Origin of the sequence: Bartonella schoenbuchensis R1, assembly GCF_002022685.1 — a bacterium.
In the GTDB taxonomy this organism is placed as follows: domain Bacteria; phylum Pseudomonadota; class Alphaproteobacteria; order Rhizobiales; family Rhizobiaceae; genus Bartonella; species Bartonella schoenbuchensis.
In genome coordinates this window covers 141253-161211 of sequence record NZ_CP019789.1, presented here as the reverse complement: position 1 = coordinate 161211, position 19959 = coordinate 141253, and the positions used below count along the sequence as shown (strand labels likewise).

Genomic DNA, 19959 nt, shown 5'->3' with positions numbered 1-19959 from the left:
TCTTATATAAATACCAAAGCAAGTAAGAATTTTTGTTCTTCTTGTTTTTTCATAGACCCTCGCTGGACGACATCTCGGCTATGGGTGACTGTTGTTTCCTCATTTTTTGAAAGGATGATATGATGTCGATTACAGCTGAACGTAAACACGCTCTCATTACAGAATATGCAACTAAAACCGGTGATACAGGCTCGCCAGAAGTGCAAGTTGCTGTTCTTTCTGAACGTATTTCTAATTTAACTAATCATTTTAAATCTCACAAAAAGGACAATCATTCTCGTCGTGGCCTTTTAAAGATGGTTTCTAAACGCCGTCGTCTTCTTGATTACCTTAAAGAAATTGACCAAGATCGCTATCAGGTATTGATCGGAAAACTAGGTTTGCGTCGCTAAAATAAAGTAAATGGGTGTTTTTACAAAAACATCCATTTATGTCAGCTTACTGCTTTCATCTTCAAAATTGATAAAAATTTTCATAAGGCAGGATTGCCAGTTGCTTCGTATCTCAATTGTGATTTATTCTTATCTTTGCGAAAGAACAGAAGCATCTTGTTGTCTTGCCCACATTTGAAAGAAAACATACAAAATTAGAACGTGAACACTGGCCATTAAGGATAAAAAATGTTTAAAACCCATAAGGTAGAAATTGAATGGGCCGGTCGGCCACTCATCCTCGAAACAGGAAAAATTGCACGTCAAGCTGATGGTGCAGTTCTTGCAACCTACGGTGAAACCATCGTCTTGGCAACCGTCGTTTCAGCAAAAAATCCAAAACCAGATCAAGATTTTTTTCCATTAACCGTTAATTATCAAGAAAAAACCTATGCTGTCGGTAAAATACCAGGTGGTTATTTCAAACGCGAAAGCCGGCCGAGTGAAAATGAAACATTGATTTCACGTTTGATTGATCGTCCGATTCGTCCTCTTTTGTCGACGGTTATAAAAATGACACTCAAGTCATTGTCTCTGTTATACAGCATGATTTAGAAAACAACCCTGATATTCTTGCTATGATTGCATCTTCTGCTGCATTAACTTTATCAGGCATTCCTTTTGTAGGTCCTATCGCTGGTGCTCGCGTTGGTTATTGTAATGGGCAATATGTTCTCAATCCTCACATTGATGAAATGCCCGAATCAAAACTTGATCTTGTCGTTGCCGGAACAGAAAATGCCGTGTTAATGGTTGAATCAGAAGCGCAAGAATTACCTGAAGATGTCATGCTTGGTGCTGTTATATTTGGTCAAAAAGGTTTTCAACCGGTTATTGACGCTATCATAAAACTTGCTGAAGTTGCTGCAAAAGAACCGCGCGATTTTATTCCAGAAGATTTATCTGACCTTGAAACAACTATGCTTGGAATGGTCGAAAAAGACCTCCAAAAAGCTTATACAATCACCGATAAACAAGAACGTCACACTGCAATTGACGCTATTAAAGCAGAAGTTGTCGACAAATTTATGTCGAAAATAGAGGAAAATTGTGAATTTAATGCTGATCAAATTGCCACTGTTTTCAAGCATTTACAGGCTAAAATTGTTCGCCAAAATATTCTTGATACTGGAAAACGTATTGATGGACGCACCCTTTCAACTGTCCGTTCAATTCAATCAGAAGTTGGTATTTTGCCTCGTGCACACGGATCAGCACTGTTTACCCGTGGTGAAACACAAGCACTTGTTATAGCAACCTTGGGAACGAGTGAAGACGAACAATATATTGACTCATTAACAGGAACGTACAAAGAAACATTCTTACTTCATTACAATTTCCCACCTTTTTCAGTAGGTGAAACAGGACGTATTAGTTCTCCTGGTCGTCGAGAAATTGGTCATGGTAAATTGGCATGGCGTGCTATTCACCCAATGTTGCCAACAAAAGACTCTTTCCCTTACACTATTCGTGCTGTATCGGAAATTACTGAATCTAATGGATCATCTTCAATGGCAACTGTCTGTGGAACTTCACTTGCGCTCATGGATGCAGGTGTTCCTTTAGCTCGGCCTGTTGCAGGTATTGCAATGGGCTTGATTAAAGAAGGTGAACGTTTTGCTATTTTGTCTGACATTTTAGGCGATGAAGATCATCTTGGTGATATGGACTTCAAAGTAGCAGGTACAAAAAATGGTATCACGTCTTTGCAAATGGACATTAAAATCGATGGTATTACCGAAGAAATTATGAAAATAGCACTTGAGCAAGCCAAAGACGGTCGAATCCATATTCTCAATGAAATGTCAAAAGCCTTAACCAGCGCACGTGATGAACTAAGCGAGTTTTCTCCACGTATAGAAATGATGAACATCCCTGTAGATAAAATTCGTGATGTTATTGGCTCTGGTGGAAAAGTAATTCGGGAAATCGTCGAACAAACTGGAGCTAAAATTAATATTGAAGATAATGGTGCAATTAAGATTGCTTCTACCGATGCTAAAGCCATTGAAGCAGCAAAACGTTGGATTCATTCGATTGTTGATGAACCCGAAATTGGTTCCATTTATCAAGGAACAGTTGTAAAAACTGCAGAATTTGGCGCATTTGTGAACTTTTTTGGCTCACGCGATGGACTTGTTCATATTTCCCAACTGGCATCAGAACGCGTAGAAAAAACAACTGATATCGTTAAAGAGGGTGATAAAGTTTGGGTTAAATTAATGGGCTTTGATGAACGCGGTAAAATCCGATTATCGATGAAAGTTGTTGACCAACAAACTGGGAAAGAAACTTCTCTCGATGATTCAATAAAGACAGAAAAAGAAAATAGTTCTGATAAAAAAAGTAACACTGAACGAAAACGCCGCAGTAAGAAAAAAGAAAACTGAGTTTTTTCTTATTATCATGAAAAAAATGCTATCCTCACGTTAGGATAGCATTTTTTTTGAAAGAACCCAATGTGTCACTGTTGTTATCTTGAAAAATATGAATTCCTTCAACTTAACCCAAATGAATATTGGCCGTTTTCTGATTTAATTAAGATACTCAATGAATAATAAATACAAACTTTTAAAGTATAATTGTCTTAGTAATTAAATTTCTTAAAATCTACCAATGTCAAATTCCGTCTCTTTTGCAAACAAGCTAAATATTTGCCTATGATGGTGTGCTTTTACAATTTGATAAATACCGTGATCCTCGCTAAAAACTACTTCTTGGATTTGTCTAAATAGATCAAACCAAGTATATAAATTGTCATCAACAAAGATAAAGCTAGCAAACATCACTTCAATGATGAAATAGATAAATTATATTAGTGACAAATTACCCAAAATCAAAGCCTTGTATTTTGGTTTTAAGTATCACAATCTATATAGATAGATACAATATTTATCGTTTCGTTCACCACTACTCAGTTTTGAAAATAAATTTCATAACATTTTGGCATGTTTTTATGGTCGTCATTGTTCCAGAAAGAATCTGCCATATTTGCTATTTTGTATATTTCTGGAAAACTTTTATTTTAGTAGAAAGATTAAGACTTCTTTCTTATGCAAAAACCTAAGAAAATAAATAAAACCTAGCCTGCACTTAATCTTTATGAAATTAATCATAACAAAAAGCAGCCAAAAACACATGTAATAATTAACAGCTATTATTTTCATGGTTTTTTATTAGAACGATCTTGTTTACGAGTTTATCACAGATTTTCACAATACAATCATTTCAAATCCACGGTCTCATACAACAAAACATAAATATCTTCATCTTATAAAGACAGTATTGCGATTATCAATATCTGCAAAATCCTTCAAATAAGAAAGCAGCTTATTTTATTGTTGCTAACCAATCTACTCTTGTGAAAGAGTGTAAAAAACTCTTTCACAAAGTTTTGATATATAAAAAGTACACAGTTTTAAAAGTTATCGAAGCACAACGAAAAGATGACAACAAGCGATAACCTTTTAAAGAATAAAACGTGAAAGATCGACATCAGCCGCCAGATCACCTATAGATTGTTTGACATAAGCAGCATCAACTTTAAATGAAGTACCAGCTTTATCAGGCGCTGTAAAAGAAATTTCATCTAGAACACGCTCCATCACTGTTTGCAAGCGACGTGCTCCAATATTTTCAATCCTTGCGTTTAAATCAACAGCAATATCAGCCAAAGCATCAATTGCATCATCTGTAATTTCTAAATGAACCTCTTCTGTCGCCATCAAAGCAATATATTGCTTAATCAAACTTGCTTCAGGTTCGGTAAGAATACGCCGTAAATCTTCCCTCGTTAAAGCATTTAACTCTACACGTATAGGCAAACGACCTTGAAGCTCTGGCAACAAATCAGATGGCTTGGATACATGAAACGCACCAGAAGCAATAAAAAGAATATGATCCGTTTTTATCTGCCCATATTTAGTAGCAACTGTTGTTCCCTCAACTAAAGGCAAAAGATCGCGCTGAACCCCTTCACGTGAAACAGTAGCACCTGCTCCACCGTCTCTGGTTGCAATCTTATCAATCTCATCAATGAAAACAATTCCATCATTTTCAGCCACACGCAATGCTTCTTGAATAATTTGATCCTGATCAAGAAGTTTTTCAGATTCATCATCAATTAATGGTTTAAAAGCATCCCGCACAGTTGTTTTGCGGATTTTTGTACGAGTCCCCATTTTGCCAAAAATATCTGATAGACTCATAATACCCATTTGTGCACCAGGCATACCAGGAATATCAAAGGTGGGAGTACCATTACTGCTATTATCGGCTACTTCAATCTCAATTTCTTTTTCATCTAATTCACCTTCGCGTAATTTTTTACGAAAACTATCACGTGTAGCAGGACTTGCCGTTTTGCCAACAAGGGCATCCAAAACCCGCTCTTCAGCATTCATATGGGCTTTAGCTTTCACTTCATCCCGCTTTTTTTCGCGTACAAGAGAAATTGCTATTTCAACAAGATCACGAATAATTTGTTCAACATCACGCCCAACATAACCAACTTCGGTAAATTTAGTGGCTTCTACTTTAACAAAAGGCGCACCAGCAAGTTTTGCCAATCGACGTGCTATTCCTGTTTTACCAACACCTGTCGGCCCTATCATTAAAATATTTTTCGGCATAACTTCTTCACGCATTTGTCCTTCAAGTTGTTGCCGACGCCACCGATTACGCAAAGCAATAGCAACAGAACGTTTAGCGTCTTTTTGACCAATAATAAAACGATCAAGTTCAGAAACAGTTTCGCGAGGAGAAAATACAACACACATTCAAATAGCTTTCTCTAAAGAATTATAATTCTGTATCCAATGTTTCAATCGTGAAATTGCCATTGGTATAAACACAAATTTCAGCAGCAATGCTCATCGCCTTACACGCAATAGCTTTTGCATCCAAATCCGTATCTATAAGTGCCCGCGCAGCCGATAAAGCAAAATTGCCCCCAGAACCAATTGCCATGATTCCATCTTCTGGTTCTAATACATCTCCAAGACCTGTTAAAGCCAAAGTTACTTTTTTATCAGCCACAAGCATCATTGCTTCAAGACGACGCAAATAACGGTCAGTTCGCCAGTCTTTTGCGAGCTCTACGCACGCACGCATAAGCTGATCAGGATACTGTTCAAGCTTAATTTCCAATCTTTCTAACAATGTGAAAGCATCCGCTGTAGCGCCTGCAAAACCAGCAATAACTGTTCCACCCTTCCCAAGACGACGCACTTTACGTGCATTACCTTTCATAATGGTTTGCCCAAGTGAAACCTGACCATCACCAGCCATAACTACTTTATCACCCTTTCGTACAGTAACAATAGTTGTACCATACATTCTATCAGACTTATGTTCTGTCATTAAGAAAACTCCTTAATATTGCTTCCCTTTATCAGACATAAAATGTAACTATCTATCTCTTTATTTAAGAACATATATTGCAAAACACAACGACTGAGCTTAACTCAATTATTTAAATAAGAAAATGATACCGTTGCTGCTAACTTAAATTGTTGTTAAATAACTTTCACATGTAATCTGCATTTTCTAAAGGGCAAACTATGAAAAAAATAGCCATAGGAACATTGGGTGGCACTATTGCAATGGCGCCCGATAGTTTTGGAAAAATGCAACCAACTTTAACTTCAGATATCCTTATAAAAAGTGTTCCTGATTTAAAAAACATTGCTGATATTTATGCTCAAACATTAACACAATTACCAAGTGGATCTTTATCTTTTAAAATTCTTTTTGAAACAATAGAATGGGCAACACAGCAAATTGCAGCCGGTGCCGATGGTATTGTTTTAACACAAGGTACTGATACACTAGAAGAAACAGCTTTTTTTCTCTCCCTTTACTGGAATAAAGTTGAACCACTTGTTATAACTGGCGCTATGCGTCTGCCCTGTAATGCAGGTGCTGATGGGCCGGCTAATCTTTTAGCTGCAACCCGCGTTGCTGCTGATCAACAAAGTCGTAACAGAGGTGTCTTGGTTGTGATCAACGACACTATTCATTCACCCTACTGGGTGCAAAAAAGCCATACTGTCAAGGTTGAAACATTTCAGTCAGATTTAGCAGGCGCTTTAGGGACCATTTTGGAAGGAAAACTTATTTACTTCAACGATCAAAACTTCTTCCCTACAACTTTTACTTTTCCCAAAAAGGATAATCACCAAGTTGCACTCCTGCACTCCTCTCTCTCATCTGATACAAACTTAATGAAATTCTGTCTTGAAAGTGGACATTATGCAGGTCTTGTTATAGCTGGTTTTGGTGCGGGTCATTGCTCTTTTCAAGAAGCAGACATTGTACGACAATACGCCAAGAAAATTCCAATTATCATCGCAAGCCGTTCTTATAATGGCTCAACAGCTAAAACAACCTATGGTTATAAAGGTTCAGAAATCGATATGATCGCTTCTGGCGCCTTAATGTCAGGTTATTTATCCGCAGTGAAAGCGCGTTTACTTTTATGGGCTTTTTTAGCACAAGGTCTATCACGAGAACAAATTAATATGTATTGGAATGATTGGACTATAAGTTGAGCAAACCCGTTGATTATCTTAAATGAAGAGAATATGCACAATAAAATATTTCTGACAATAAAGCGCCCTATCTTTTCATACTCAAGTATTGCTATTGCAAAAAAAGCAATCCAGCAAAAATCCTTGGCTGGTAAAAAATGATTGATATCAATTTGTCAAAAACCAATCAAGGAGATGATCTGATCAACTACATTTCTGGCCCTTATTCTCCTTATAGTGTCTTTACTGCACAAGAATGGTCACAGTTTCGTGCAGATACACCACTTACTTTAACTTTTGATGAAATTAAGCGTCTACGATCAATTGGCGATCCTATTGATCTTGAAGAAGTACAACGCATTTATCTCTCGTTGTCGCGTTTGTTATCATGCCACGTTGAAGCAGTGCAAAAACTCTTCCAAAAACGACAACAATTTTTGTACCAAGAAGACACAATAAAAACTCCTTTTATTATTGGAATTTCCGGTTCTGTTGCAGTAGGAAAATCAACCACTGCACGCATCCTTCAAGAACTTTTGAAGCGCTGGACATCCAGCTTTAAAGTCGACCTTGTAACAACTGATGGCTTTCTCTATCCTAATGCTGTGTTACAGAAGAAAAATCGTATGAATCGTAAAGGTTTTCCTGATTCTTATGATATTAAAAAATTGCTGAGCTTTCTTTCTGCCATAAAAGCTGGTATTGGTAATGTCAGCGTGCCGCTTTATTCACATATGACCTACGATATTGTAGAAAATAAAGAAGCTATCATTGACCGCCCTGATATTTTAATCGTTGAAGGTATTAACGTGCTTCAGGTCAGTAATTTTCTCAATGATAAAAAAATTATGCCTTTTGTTTCAGATTTTTTCGATTTTTCAATCTATGTAGACGCTGAAACAGAAATGATTCGCCATTGGTATCTAGATCGTTTCAAGCGTTTACGTAAAACAGCGTTTCAAAATCCTGAATCTTATTTTCATCGTTATGCACTCTTAAGTGAAGAAGAAGCTTTTAAAATCGCTGAAAATCTTTGGCATACAATTAACTTAAAAAATTTACAGGAAAATATATTGCCAACACGGCCACGGGCTAACCTTATTCTACGGAAAGGAAGAAACCATTTAGTCGAATATGTCGCACTTCGAAAACTATAAGGATCAAATAGATATGCTTCAACACCAAATTAATTTCACTTCAACACGTGCTGACAATAGCTGCCCTATTATTTTAGTGTGCCAAGAAAATTGTGCTGACTTACCTTTTGATGCATCAACAACCAAATGGATGAAAGTCAATAATTTTACTGGAAAAGCAGGGCAAATATTATTTGTTCCTCATGAAACAGGACAATTAAAAAAAGTTTTATTTGGAATTGGCAATGGTGAAGAACCTTTTATCACAGGGCTTCTTGCCAAACATCTGCCCGCCGGCCATTGGCATTTACAAGGATCAGCCGCAAACGAAATAAATACTTATTTAGGATTAGCATTAGGAAGCTATCAATTTAACCGCTATCTCCAAAATCCTTCTTCCAAATCATTATCGATTCATGTTCATGACACAATTGATCTTAATGAACTCAAACGAATTTATGAGACAGTCTTTTTTGTCCGTGATCTTATCAATACTCCAGCCAATGACATGACCCCTGATACTCTGGAGGCCACAACCCACCAACTAGGGCAAACTTATAATGCTCACGTCAAAAGCATTTGTGGAGACGAACTCCTTACACAAAACTTTCCAATGATTCACGCCGTAGGGCGGGCAAGCAATATTGCACCACGACTTATTGAACTACAATGGGGGCAGGAAAATCATCCTAAAATAACATTAGTTGGTAAAGGCGTGACCTTTGACACTGGGGGATTAGACATTAAATCAGCCAACAACATGCTGTTAATGAAAAAAGATATGAGTGGTAGTGCGCATGTCTTAGGTTTAGCCAAGCTTATTATGGATGCACAATTACCTTTCCGTTTACAGGTTCTGATTCCAGCCGTTGAAAACGCAGTTTCGGGTAACGCCTTTCGGCCAGGTGACATTTTAAAAAGTCGAAAAGGACTAAGCATTGAAATTGGCAATACAGACGCTGAAGGTCGACTTATTCTTGCCGATGCATTAACCTATGGTGATGAAAACAAACCTCAATTCATGCTTTGTATGGCTAGTTTAACAGGGGCTGCTCGCATAGCGTTAGGTCCAGATCTTCCTGCATTTTATTGTAATGACTCATCATGGGCACAAAAAATTTCTCAAGCTGCCAACTGTGTTAGTGATCCTCTTTGGCAAATGCCACTCTGGCAACCTTATAAAGAAAAATTATCATCACCGATTGCTGATCTTAATAATGTAACTCGGGATAACTTCGCTGGCTCTATAACTGCTGCCTTATTTCTCAACTCTTTTGTTGAAAAAACCCAACACTTTGCTCATTTTGATCTGTACGGGTGGATACCAAGAGAAAAACCAGGTTATCCTACTGGTGGTAGTGCACAAGTTATTCGTGCCCTTTATCATCTTTTCAAAGACCAAAGTTAACATAGATGACACATAAAGATCCACGATTATATCCATTCAGAAATGATCTTGCAGATCAGCACATTATAAAAGAAATGACAGCTCAACGCCCTATTCAAGGAGAAAAAAAACGCGTTAATACAGCAGTTGCCGGTTTGTTTAAGGATAAAAGTCAAAAAAGCGAAAGGCAAACTGAATGCCTTTTTGGAGAAGAGCTTTTAATCTTTGAACAAGGAGAAATCATGTCATGGGGGCAATCACTCAAAGACAACTATGTGGGTTATATCGATACAAAAATTCTTTGTACACCAACTATAAAACAAACTCATATCGTTGCAGTACCGCGCACCTTTCAATATTTACAAGCTGACTTACGTGGACCAATAGAAAGTGCCTTATCCATGGGAAGCAAAGTAAGTGTCGTTGATGAAATTGAGACACGAAATACAATGTATTCTATCCTTGAAAATGGAAAAGCTATTGTTTCTTGTCACCTTAAGCCCATTGAATATCTCTATGAAGATTACGTTACAGTTGCGCAAACTCTTGTCGGCACACCTTATCTTTGGGGTGGTGTCAGTGGTTTTGGTATTGATTGCTCGGGACTGGTCCAGCTTTCCATGATGATGACCGGTCAAATGGTTTTACGAGATGCCGATATGCAACAGAAAACCATAGGAAAACAATTGACAGACGATGAAAATCTTCAACGGGGTGATTTGATTTTTTGGAAAGGCCATGTTGCTATTATGGTCGATCACCAAAATATCATTCACGCAAATGGCAAATCTATGGATGTTATGATCGAACCATTAGAAGAAGCTATCGCATATTTTGCTAAGAAAAATCAGCATCTCATAGCAAAACGTCGACCAATCTAGAAAATATAATATACGTTCTCTCATATGAGAGAGAGTTTAAAAAAACACAACAACGCAATTATTATTATCATATGTGGAAAACAATAATTTGATTTTATATACTCATTAATGCAGAGCTGAATTCTACACTTACTTTTTTAAACATATAAAGTTTACCCTCTGTTATAAGGCTTTTCATTTACGTACTTCAACTAAAACATTTCCGTTTATAATTTTACGTATTTCCCCCATAAGACAGCTTACACATAAGCATCAAAGCATTAAAAATAACTTTTATTATTGTGTATTATAAATTGTATCATTTAATCAAATGAATGCCAAAAAGTTCGTCTATACATTGCTTTATTAAAAGAAGAAAATTTACTGTAATATTATGATGAATCTGTACTTACAGTACATCTATATCTTCAAATGTTTTAGTATTGTTCATAAATTTTATCATAATTGCTCAATTAATTTAAACCTCTTTAACTAAACATATGCCATATTAAATAAGTCTCGGACCTATTTTCCAAATGTTAAATTACAAAAATACAAAAAGCATAGAATAAAAAAAGGTTGAAAAGTGAAAAATTCCATCTGGTTTCGATTTTCAACATTCCTATCATGTGTATTAATAACAGGAGAATTTTTATTTAGTTCTCTTGTTCTTTCGCATGCACAAGCATCCAATCAAAATTTGGGTCCAAGTGGTTTACCACTTCCACGATTTGCTTCGATCAAGCCTGCACGTGTTAATGTACGCGTGGGACCGGGAAGTAATTATCCTATTATCTATACCTATCAAAAGCAGGGCTTGCCTATTGAAATTATTCAAGAATATGATCAATGGCGCAAAATTCGTGACGCTGAAGGAGACGAAGGATGGGTCTATCAATCGCTTTTATCGGGAAAACGAACTGCTATAACTATTCCGTGGCAAAAAGATAAAACAAAAAGACTTATGGTACGCCAAACCCCAACAGATAATGCAAAACTTTTAGCAGAAGTAGAACCCAATATTATCGGGAATATTCGTCAATGTGACGGGCATTGGTGTGAACTAGATATTCGCAACATTCGCGGATGGCTTCATCAAACCCAATTATGGGGAATTTATCCTGGTGAAAAAATCAAAAATTAATGATTTTCCAGCTTCTGCACTTAATTTTCATGTATCAAACTGTTTAATTTCTAATATCAACTAAGTTTTGGGTCTTAATCGAATGATTAAATCAACATGCGAAATTTCCATCCCCTCTGGTGGTTGAGGCAAATTTTCAATAATAGGAGACCCTTTTAAACTACAAGGAATATCAAGAATACGATTCTCACCTTCAATATAGAAATGATAATGATCAGATGTATTCGTATCAAACCAAGTTTTTGAACCTTCTACAGCAATAATTCGTAATAAACCAGCTTCCGTAAATTGATGAAGTGTATTATAAACCGTCGCTAAAGATATAGGAACATTTGATTTAACCGCCTCTTCATAAAGCTCTTCAGCCGCAATATGGCGATTGCCTTGAGAAAAAATCATTTTGGCGAGCTCTAATCGTTGGCGCGTTGGTCGCAAACCATTTTGACGTAAATGCTTTTCTAATTCAGGTAAGGAATAATAATTCACAACTCTCTCACGAACTATTTTTCTTCATAAATCCTAAATCGTTTATGCTTATTGACGCAATATAAACTGCATTACATTTATATTCAAGTAAGGTTGACATTCAAGAAAATGAGGAAGATAAAATATAAATTCTTGATTTTATCAAAAATAGCCTTTCATAATAAAAATATATAAAAAAGGTCTTTAATCATATAAAATTATTTCCTTCTCCCTCAAATTTGCTTTAAAAATAAGTTGAAAAAGCACAATGAAATACACGGAGATAAATGGAGTAACAATGGCTGAACAAAAGTCTCGCTACACTTATGAAGAGCTCCTAAGCTGTGCTCGCGGTGAAATGTTTGGTAAAGGTAATGCGCAATTACCTGCACCACCAATGTTAATGATTCACCGAATCACCCAAATTAGTGAAACTGGTGGTGAATATAATAAAGGGATAGTCCGTGCGGAGTTTGACATCACTCCAGATCTATGGTTTTTCGATTGTCATTTTATCGGTGACCCTGTCATGCCAGGATGTCTCGGCTTAGATGGACTATGGCAATTAACAGGTTTTTTTCTTGGTTGGTTAGGTGAACCAGGAAAAGGGCGTGCTATATCGACAGGAGAAACAAAATTATCAGGCATGGTTACTCCACAAACTCAACTGCTTGAATATGAAATCAATTTTAAACGTATTCGACGTGGGAATTTGGTCTTAGGAATAGCAGATGGATGGGTGAAGGCAGATGGAAAAGCCATTTACAAAGCCAATGATTTACGCGTTGCTTTATTTAAAGAAGACTAACATTATTCCATCAGAAAAAACATTTTGTTGTGCTCTATATGAACTAAGGAGGTATGAATGCGTCGAGTTGTTGTAACCGGAATGGGAATTATCTCCTCAATTGGAAACGGACTTCAAACTGTTTTAACGAGTTTGCGTGAAGCAAAATCCGGAATTTCTTATGCACCCGAATATGCTGAATTAGGCTTTCGTAGCAGAGTTTATGCCAAACCAAATGTAAATATAGAAGAATTGGTTGATCGACGAGCCATGCGTTTTCATGGTTATGGAACAGCGTGGAATCATATTGCTATGGATCAAGCAATAGCTGATGCAGGTTTAGAGCCTAGTGAAGTATCAAATGAGCACACTGGTATTATTATGGGTTCTGGAGGACCTTCTACTCGTTCAATCGTTGAAGCTGCCGATATTACACGTCAGAAAGGCCCTAAACGCGTTGGACCTTTTGTGGTACCCAAAGCGATGAGTTCCACAGCAGCAGCAACTCTTGCAACTTTCTTTAAAATTAAAGGAGTGAACTACTCGATCTCTTCAGCTTGTGCTACATCTAATCATTGCATTGGCAATGCTTATGAGATGATACAATACGGCAAACAGAATCGTGTCTTTGCAGGAGGTTGTGAAGATTTAGATTGGACGTTATCTGTTTTATTTGATGCCATGGGCGCTATGTCTAGTAAATATAACGACACACCAGAAAAAGCTTCACGTGCGTATGATATCAATCGAGATGGATTTGTTATTGCTGGTGGTGCTGGTGTTTTGGTTCTTGAAGAGTTAGAAGTAGCCAAAGCACGTGGCGCAAAAATCTATGGTGAAATTGTTGGTTATGGTGCTACATCTGATGGGCATGATATGGTTGCTCCATCCGGTGAAGGAGCAGAAAGATGCATGCGCATGGCACTTGCAACCGTAAAAAATAAAATTGATTACATCAATCCCCATGCAACAGCAACGCCCATTGGTGACCCCCCTGAAATAGAAGCAATCCGCCAGATCTTTGGGACAGGTGATCAATGCCCACCAATTTCTGCTACAAAATCTTTAACGGGTCATTCTTTAGGTGCAGCAGGTGTTCAAGAAGCGATCTATACATTGTTAATGATGAATCATAATTTTATTTGTGAGAGTGCTCATATTGAAGAACTTGATCCCGCTTTTGCTGATATGCCGATTGTCCGTAAACGCCGTGATCACCAAGAATTAAATACTGTATTATCAAATACATTTGGTTTTGGAGGTACCAATGCAACGCTTGTTTTCCAACGTTATACGTAAATGATGATTCTTAATTGATTGACAATGGCACGATCTTACGGAGAAATAATATGAAAGGTTTGATGGAGGGCAAGCGTGGCCTCATTATGGGGATTGCGAATGATCATTCAATTGCTTGGGGCATTGCATGTCAATTAGCAGAAGAAGGAGCTGAACTAGCCTTGACTTATCAAGGAGATGCCTTTGGAAAACGCGTTCAACCGCTTGCAAAAAAACTTGGCTGCAAATTATTACTTGAGTGTGACGTTGAAAAAATTGAAAATGTCGACCAAGTTTTTGAATATTTAAAAAAAGAATGGGGGTCGATTGATTTTGTTGTCCATGCCATTGGCTATTCAGATAAAACACAATTAAAAGGGCGTTATGTCGATGTTACAACCCGCGAGAATTTTACTCGCACAATGGTAATTTCAGCTTATTCTTTTACAGAAATCGCTCAACGCGCGGGTAAGCTCATGCCCAATGGTGGAACACTTTTAACACTCACTTATGGAGCTTCACAGCAAGTTGTTCCTAACTACAATATCATGGGCGTTGCTAAAGCAGCCTTAGAAGCTATGGTGCGTTATTTAGCTGCAGATTTTGGTCCTCAAAATATCCGTGTCAACGCAATTTCAGCTGGTCCTGTTAGAACCTTAGCTGGCAATGGCATTGCAGCTGCAAGAGCAATCTTTTCATATCAACGTCGTAATGCACCACTCCGCCGCACTGTAAACATTAATGAGATTGGGAAATCTGCTCTTTATTTGCTTTCTGATTTATCATCAGGCGTTACGGGAGAAATCCACTATGTTGATTCAGGATACAACATTATGTCTATGCCAACACTTGAAGAACTAAAACAAAGTGAAGAAACTCAAGGAGAATAATGGTTTAGACATTAGAAAAAAGTAGAAACACTTATTCAATAATTCCTACAAATTCCTGCAAAAATATTTAAGTCTATAAATTATTTAAGAGAATGATTCCTTTTACTATAGAATCATTCTCTTTCTCTTTTAAAATGCAAGCATTCTAGTCATTAAAAGATGATGAATCTTTCAACGCTGGTTCTTCCGGCGTTTGTACATTTGATGCCGGTTCTTGCACACCTGGTGCTAATTCCTCTTGCTGTTGCACACTCGACGCCGGTTCCTGCATACCTTGCACTGGTTTTTCCGGCTCCTGTATTGATGTTTGTTCCTCCTGCTCTTGCATACTTGATGCAGGCTCTTCCGGCTCAGTTACATTCATTTCTAATACTTCTGGCACAATAATGCGTCCTGAACCACCCATCATATTATAATTCAAATGAGAAATAGCCCACCACGTTCCCCCAATAATAATGAAAACGCACATAGCTGCAAACCATAGGGTTATCCAATTCCACTTAGCATCTGGACCAGAATTCAAGTGCAAAAAGAAAACAATCTGTACGACAATCTGGATCAGTGCCATACCAATGAGATAAATAACTTTCGTACTAACCGCCCAACTGTCCAACATCCCATACATTACAGGAATAAAAGAACCTAAAGTAAAAAAACAGCTAGAATAAAACCAACCAAATAAGAGATAGTACTTGGATTATGTGCTTTGTCATGCATGCTCATTACAGTGCTCCTAACAAGTAAACCATAGTAAAAACACCAACCCAAACAATATCAAGCAAATGCCAGAAAATTGAAAGGCATGTTAAACGTGTTTTGTTATTCTGATCCAAACCACTACGACATAGGTGAAAAAACATCACAATCATCCAAAGTAGACCAACACTTACATGGAGACCGTGCGTACCAACCAAAGCAAAAAATGCTGACCAATAAGCAGACAGAACCTCTCGCCCAAAAAGTTGCGTACCTGTTGTTAAATCAACACCAGCATAAGCACCAGCATCATAATAATACACCTCACTTAAAAGTTCACGAAATTCATAAATTTCCATCCCAATAAAGCAAGACCCAAGTACAAAGGTTATAGCCATCCATAAACGTACGCCAGCCAAATTACCCTTGTGGGTTTGTACCATCACAAAACCGTAGGTAATTGATGATAATAACAAAATAGCAGTTTCAACCAACACAAAGTTTAAATGAATAAACTCACTGCCTGCTTTACCTCCGCCATAAGAAGCAGAAAATACAGCAAAACCTGAAAAAAGCGTCGCAAACACGATCAAGTCCGAAAGGATATAAATCCAAAATCCAAATATCATTACCGAACTATTGTCGTGGTGATGCTCATCCGCGCAAACATTATTCATTGTTACCGCACTCATGCTTTTACTCCTTGTTCTTTAAGAACAGCTGTGAAGGTGTCTTCTGTTTTCTGCACTTCTTCAGCTGGAATATAATAACCATGATGATCGCCCATTAATGAATGACAAACAATCGTTGCAATAAAGCCAATCACCCCAATCGCAACAAGCCACCAAATATGCCAGACAAGCGCAAAACCTACAATTAATGAGAATAAACCTGCAATAACTCCAGCTGATGTATTTGACGGCATATGGATTTTTGTAAATCCACTCGTTGGGCGCTGATAACCATTTTTCTTCATATCCCAATAAGCATCCTCAGCCTGCACCTCTGGAATAATTGCAAAATTATAAGCAGGAGGAGGAGAAGAAGCCAACCATTCAAGCGTACGTGCATCACCCCAAGGATCATTCGATGTTACTGGCAAGCGCCCCTTATGCTTAATGCCATACCAAATCGCCAAAACAACTTGGAGCACAAAACAAAGGATACCAAGAAGAATAATAAAAGCTCCCACCGCAGCAATAATAAACATTGGCTGCCAACTAGGTTCAATATAGTGTTGGAGACGACGCGTAGCTCCCATTAAACCAAGTATATAAACCGGGAAGAAAGCAACGTAAAAACCAATAAACCAACACCAGAAAGATGCAATACCTAACATGCGGTTTGGTTTAACACCAAAAACTTTTGGAAACCAAAAAGCCAGACCACCCAAATAAGCAAAGACAACACCCCCAATAATTGTATGGTGAAAATGACCCACCAAAAATAGAGAATTATGAAATTGCCAATCAGCAGGCACAATCGCCATCAAAACACCTGTCAAGCCACCACCAACAAATGTAAACATCATCCCCATACACCAAAGCATAGGAGGCTCAAAGCGAATCCGACCCTTATACATAGTGAGCAGCCAATTAAAGACCTTAACACCCGTTGGAATTGCAATAATCATCGTTGCAACACCAAAGAAAGTATTAACAGCTTCACCACCACCCATTGTAAAGAAATGGTGTCCCCAAACAATAAGTGAAAGAATCAAAATAACCAAAATCGCCCAAACCATTGAGCTATACCCAAAAAGGCGTTTTGAAGAAAAAGTGGGTACGATTTCAGAAATAATCCCAAAAGCGGGGATAACTAAAACATAAACTTCAGGGTGACCAAAAATCCAAACATAATTAATCCAGACCATTGGATTGCCACCAGCTGCATTGGTGAAAAAATTCATACCCAAATAACGGTCACCTGCTAACAACGCAAACGCTACAGCTAAAACAGGATAAATAACTAAAATAAGAATATTGCTAACAAAAGCTCCCCAACAAAAAACGGGCATTTTCATCAATGTCATCCCAGGAGCGCGCATTTTAATAATAGTTGCAACAAAATTTATTGCTCCCATCGTTGTCGCGATACCAGAAAGCTGAAGGGACCACAAATAATAATCGACACCTGTATCTGGACTACTTTGTAACTCTGAGAAAGGTGGATACATCAACCAACCACCACGACCAAAATTGCCAACTCCAAGAGATATATTCAGCAGTATTGCTCCCGCAACCGTAATCCAAAATCCTAGATTATTTGCAAACGGAAACGCGACATCACGAGCACCGATTTGAAGAGGTATAAGGTAATTAAAAATACCAAATAAAATTGGTGTCGCCATGAAGAAAATCATAATAACACCATGGGCCGAGAAAATCTGATCAAAATGCTCAGGAGGCAAATAACCTGCTGTTTCATTACCAAGCGCCATAGCCTGATGTGTTCGCATCATAATCGCGTCAGCAAAACCACGTACAAGCATGATAATCCCGAGAACGATATACATAATACCAATGCGCTTATGATCAACTGTTGTAATCCAATTGCGCCAAAGAATTCCCCACCAGCCAAGCGCTGTTAAAGCAACAACAGCGACCAAGCCAATCACAGCAATTGCAATACATGTATGAAGAACAATTGGCTCATGTGTAAGTGCATGAAAAGCACCAGCCGTAGGATCCGTAAGTCTTCCAAACATTTCTCACCCCATATCCAATGAATTTTAGTTTTAAAAAACCTTTTTAAAAAAGTTTTTCTCGATTGATGCCTTCTTAAAGAACACCCGGATCAAAAACAGAACAAAGTGTACCCCAAAGTGTTTGAGCGGCAGCACGCTTCATTAAGTCTTCATTACATATCGTATTTTCATCAACACACCGGTTAACAATTCGATAATAAAGCCGTTCTTCAACAGGTGCAAAATAACGCACTTCAGCATCTTTTTCTTTCGCGACAACATCACCCATACGAGGTACACTTGAAAGTTGACGATAAGATGAACGATCAAGTTTTTGTCCACTCGCCCGAGCTTTAGCAATCCAATCATCGAAATCTTCTAAAGACACAGAATGCCATTGAAAACGCATACCTGAAAAACCATCACCACTATAGTTTGCCGAGCTCCCGTTGAATATTCCTTGCTCATCAGCTACTAAATGTAATTTAGAATTCATCTGTGGCATAGCATAAAGAACCGTACCCAGTTTTGGCACCCAAAATGCATTAACAGAGTTTTCTGATGTTAATTGCAACAATACTTGACGACCTTCTGGCGCATAAATTTCATTGATCGATGCAACGCCATATTCAGGATAAATAAACAACCATTTCCAATCTAGAGCCACAACATCAACCTGCAACGGCTTTTCTTCACCAGCAACATCTACTGGAAGTGGATTTGAAGGTTCAAGCCTATAAGTGTAATAGGCCGTCAACAAACCTAAAATCGCAACAATAACAATGGGAATACCCCACATAAAAGCTTCAATTTTATTTGAGTGCCCCCAATCAGGTAAATAATCTGCCGCTGTGTTCGATGCGCGATATTTAATAGCCAAAAGGACTACCGCAATCATCACTGGAATCACGACACAAAGCATAACAAGAACACATATAACAATTAAAGTAAGCTGTTGACGTGCAATATATCCCCCAGGTTGAAGAATATCCATTTCACAACCAGATAAAAGTAACGCTCCCCCTAAAATAGCAAGCATCTTAATTTGTTCAAAACAGTTTCTCATTCTGACCTGCCTGTTATATGTATTAATAAATTATCATAAAAACAGTAATAGTATTTTTATAAGTTATCTTACTCATTTGAAACAAATTATTAAGAAAATGTCAAACACACCTTATCAATTTTGTCCAATTTATGCCTTTTTCATACCACATTTTAGCCACTTGGCAATATAATTAAGTGCAAATAAATATCCTTCACCTCCACACCCGGCAATAACTGCATCTACCCCGTAGAAATATAAGAATGGTGACGAAAGGATTCACGCTGATAAATATTTGACAAATGGACCTCTACTATTAGCCCTGAAAACATTTTTAATGCATCAAGAATTGCAAGAGATGTATGACTATAAGCAGCTGGATTAATAATCAATCCAGCACTCGTTCCAGTTGCTGCTTGTATCCACTCAATCAATTGTCCTTCACAATTACTCTGATGAAATTGCACCGTTATTCCAAGGTTTACTGCATAATTCTTGCAAGACTTTTCAATATCTTCTAAGGTTTCACTGCCATAAATTTCTGGCTCACGTCTTCCAAGGAAATTCAAATTAGGACCATTTAAAACCGTTATAATCGCAGACACAATAAGCCTCTTTTTCTCA

At 37.7% G+C, this 19959-nt stretch carries 14 protein-coding genes and 4 pseudogenes; 10 read left to right on the top strand and 8 right to left on the bottom strand.

The window, feature by feature from the left end:
* Positions 1 to 122: 122 nt before the first annotated feature.
* Positions 123 to 392 carry a 30S ribosomal protein S15 gene (gene rpsO / locus BscR1v2_RS00620; protein ID WP_007476079.1) on the top strand — a complete coding sequence of 90 codons (270 nt, stop codon included), beginning with the start codon at positions 123 to 125 and terminating at the stop codon, positions 390 to 392.
* Positions 393 to 620: 228 nt separating this feature from the next.
* Positions 621 to 2821 (top strand): annotated as a pseudogene (pnp, locus tag BscR1v2_RS00615) (polyribonucleotide nucleotidyltransferase).
* Between the two features lie 1077 nt (positions 2822 to 3898).
* On the opposite strand, the gene hslU reads toward pnp, so the two are convergent.
* Together hslU and hslV are read right to left on the bottom strand one after the other, a co-directional pair.
* A complete protein-coding gene (hslU, locus tag BscR1v2_RS00605; RefSeq protein WP_078689351.1) occupies positions 3899 to 5209 on the bottom strand; it encodes an ATP-dependent protease ATPase subunit HslU in 1311 nt (436 codons plus the stop codon).
* Positions 5210 to 5792 (bottom strand): annotated as a pseudogene (gene hslV / locus BscR1v2_RS00600) (ATP-dependent protease subunit HslV). It abuts the gene before it with no gap.
* A 200-nt stretch (positions 5793 to 5992) separates the two neighbouring features.
* Between hslV and BscR1v2_RS00595 the strand changes: the two are divergent.
* The 5 genes from BscR1v2_RS00595 to BscR1v2_RS00575 all read left to right on the top strand — a co-directional run bounded on the left by BscR1v2_RS00595 (position 5993) and on the right by BscR1v2_RS00575 (position 11488).
* Complete coding sequence (locus BscR1v2_RS00595; protein ID WP_078689350.1) at positions 5993 to 6982, top strand: asparaginase; 990 nt, start codon at positions 5993 to 5995, stop codon at positions 6980 to 6982.
* 137 nt (positions 6983 to 7119) lie between these two features.
* Positions 7120 to 8118, top strand: coding sequence for a type I pantothenate kinase (gene coaA / locus BscR1v2_RS00590; protein WP_078689349.1), 999 nt, complete (start codon positions 7120 to 7122; stop codon positions 8116 to 8118).
* Positions 8119 to 8131: 13 nt separating this feature from the next.
* Positions 8132 to 9505, top strand: a complete 1374-nt coding sequence (locus BscR1v2_RS00585; protein WP_078690280.1) for a leucyl aminopeptidase family protein — start codon at positions 8132 to 8134, stop codon at positions 9503 to 9505.
* Positions 9506 to 9510: 5 nt separating this feature from the next.
* Positions 9511 to 10365 (top strand): C40 family peptidase, encoded by an 855-nt coding sequence (locus tag BscR1v2_RS00580; RefSeq protein WP_078689348.1) that lies wholly within the window; start codon positions 9511 to 9513, stop codon positions 10363 to 10365.
* 565 nt (positions 10366 to 10930) lie between these two features.
* Positions 10931 to 11488, top strand: a complete 558-nt coding sequence (locus BscR1v2_RS00575) for an SH3 domain-containing protein (protein ID WP_078689347.1) — start codon at positions 10931 to 10933, stop codon at positions 11486 to 11488.
* Between the two features lie 60 nt (positions 11489 to 11548).
* On the opposite strand, the gene irr is transcribed toward BscR1v2_RS00575, so the two are convergent.
* Positions 11549 to 11992, bottom strand: a complete 444-nt coding sequence (irr, locus tag BscR1v2_RS00570; protein ID WP_418214943.1) for a Fur family transcriptional regulator Irr — start codon at positions 11990 to 11992, stop codon at positions 11549 to 11551.
* A gap of 259 nt (positions 11993 to 12251) precedes the next feature.
* Between irr and fabA the strand changes: the two genes are divergently transcribed.
* The 3 genes from fabA to fabI are packed head-to-tail and all read left to right on the top strand — an operon-like array spanning position 12252 to position 14908.
* On the top strand, positions 12252 to 12761 hold the full coding sequence (gene fabA / locus BscR1v2_RS00565) for a 3-hydroxyacyl-[acyl-carrier-protein] dehydratase FabA (protein WP_007476100.1): 510 nt from the start codon (positions 12252 to 12254) through the stop codon (positions 12759 to 12761).
* Between the two features lie 57 nt (positions 12762 to 12818).
* The gene (fabB, locus tag BscR1v2_RS00560; protein WP_078689346.1) at positions 12819 to 14039 is read left to right on the top strand and encodes a beta-ketoacyl-ACP synthase I; all 1221 of its coding nucleotides are present in this window, start codon (positions 12819 to 12821) and stop codon (positions 14037 to 14039) included.
* 50 nt (positions 14040 to 14089) lie between these two features.
* A complete protein-coding gene (fabI, locus tag BscR1v2_RS00555) occupies positions 14090 to 14908 on the top strand; it encodes an enoyl-ACP reductase FabI (RefSeq protein ID WP_078689345.1) in 819 nt (272 codons plus the stop codon).
* Between the two features lie 145 nt (positions 14909 to 15053).
* Here fabI and cyoD read toward each other — a convergent pair.
* The 5 genes and pseudogenes from cyoD to aroQ all read right to left on the bottom strand — a co-directional run bounded on the left by cyoD (position 15054) and on the right by aroQ (position 19940).
* Positions 15054 to 15631, bottom strand: a pseudogene (gene cyoD, locus BscR1v2_RS00550) (cytochrome o ubiquinol oxidase subunit IV).
* On the bottom strand, positions 15631 to 16296 hold the full coding sequence (locus BscR1v2_RS00545; RefSeq protein ID WP_078689344.1) for a cytochrome (ubi)quinol oxidase subunit III: 666 nt from the start codon (positions 16294 to 16296) through the stop codon (positions 15631 to 15633). Before BscR1v2_RS00545 ends, cyoD begins: the two are co-directional and overlap by 1 nt.
* On the bottom strand, positions 16293 to 18311 hold the full coding sequence (cyoB, locus tag BscR1v2_RS00540) for a cytochrome o ubiquinol oxidase subunit I (RefSeq protein ID WP_078689343.1): 2019 nt from the start codon (positions 18309 to 18311) through the stop codon (positions 16293 to 16295). The genes BscR1v2_RS00545 and cyoB overlap by 4 nt, the downstream gene beginning before the upstream one ends.
* A 73-nt stretch (positions 18312 to 18384) precedes the next feature.
* Positions 18385 to 19356 (bottom strand): ubiquinol oxidase subunit II, encoded by a 972-nt coding sequence (gene cyoA, locus BscR1v2_RS00535; RefSeq protein WP_078689342.1) that lies wholly within the window; start codon positions 19354 to 19356, stop codon positions 18385 to 18387.
* 129 nt (positions 19357 to 19485) lie between these two features.
* Positions 19486 to 19940 (bottom strand): annotated as a pseudogene (gene aroQ / locus BscR1v2_RS00530) (type II 3-dehydroquinate dehydratase).
* Between the last annotated feature and the right edge of the window lie 19 nt (positions 19941 to 19959).

Coding starts and splice junctions, on each gene's coding strand:
- rpsO (WP_007476079.1), top strand. CDS start 123: ATGTCGATTACAGCTGAACGTAAACACGCTCTCATTACAGAATATGCA.
- hslU (WP_078689351.1), bottom strand. CDS start 5,209: ATGTGTGTTGTATTTTCTCCTCGCGAAACTGTTTCTGAACTTGATCGT.
- BscR1v2_RS00595 (WP_078689350.1), top strand. CDS start 5,993: ATGAAAAAAATAGCCATAGGAACATTGGGTGGCACTATTGCAATGGCG.
- coaA (WP_078689349.1), top strand. CDS start 7,120: ATGATTGATATCAATTTGTCAAAAACCAATCAAGGAGATGATCTGATC.
- BscR1v2_RS00585 (WP_078690280.1), top strand. CDS start 8,132: ATGCTTCAACACCAAATTAATTTCACTTCAACACGTGCTGACAATAGC.
- BscR1v2_RS00580 (WP_078689348.1), top strand. CDS start 9,511: ATGACACATAAAGATCCACGATTATATCCATTCAGAAATGATCTTGCA.
- fabA (WP_007476100.1), top strand. CDS start 12,252: ATGGCTGAACAAAAGTCTCGCTACACTTATGAAGAGCTCCTAAGCTGT.
- fabB (WP_078689346.1), top strand. CDS start 12,819: ATGCGTCGAGTTGTTGTAACCGGAATGGGAATTATCTCCTCAATTGGA.
- fabI (WP_078689345.1), top strand. CDS start 14,090: ATGAAAGGTTTGATGGAGGGCAAGCGTGGCCTCATTATGGGGATTGCG.
- BscR1v2_RS00545 (WP_078689344.1), bottom strand. CDS start 16,296: ATGAGTGCGGTAACAATGAATAATGTTTGCGCGGATGAGCATCACCAC.
- cyoB (WP_078689343.1), bottom strand. CDS start 18,311: ATGTTTGGAAGACTTACGGATCCTACGGCTGGTGCTTTTCATGCACTT.
- cyoA (WP_078689342.1), bottom strand. CDS start 19,356: ATGAGAAACTGTTTTGAACAAATTAAGATGCTTGCTATTTTAGGGGGA.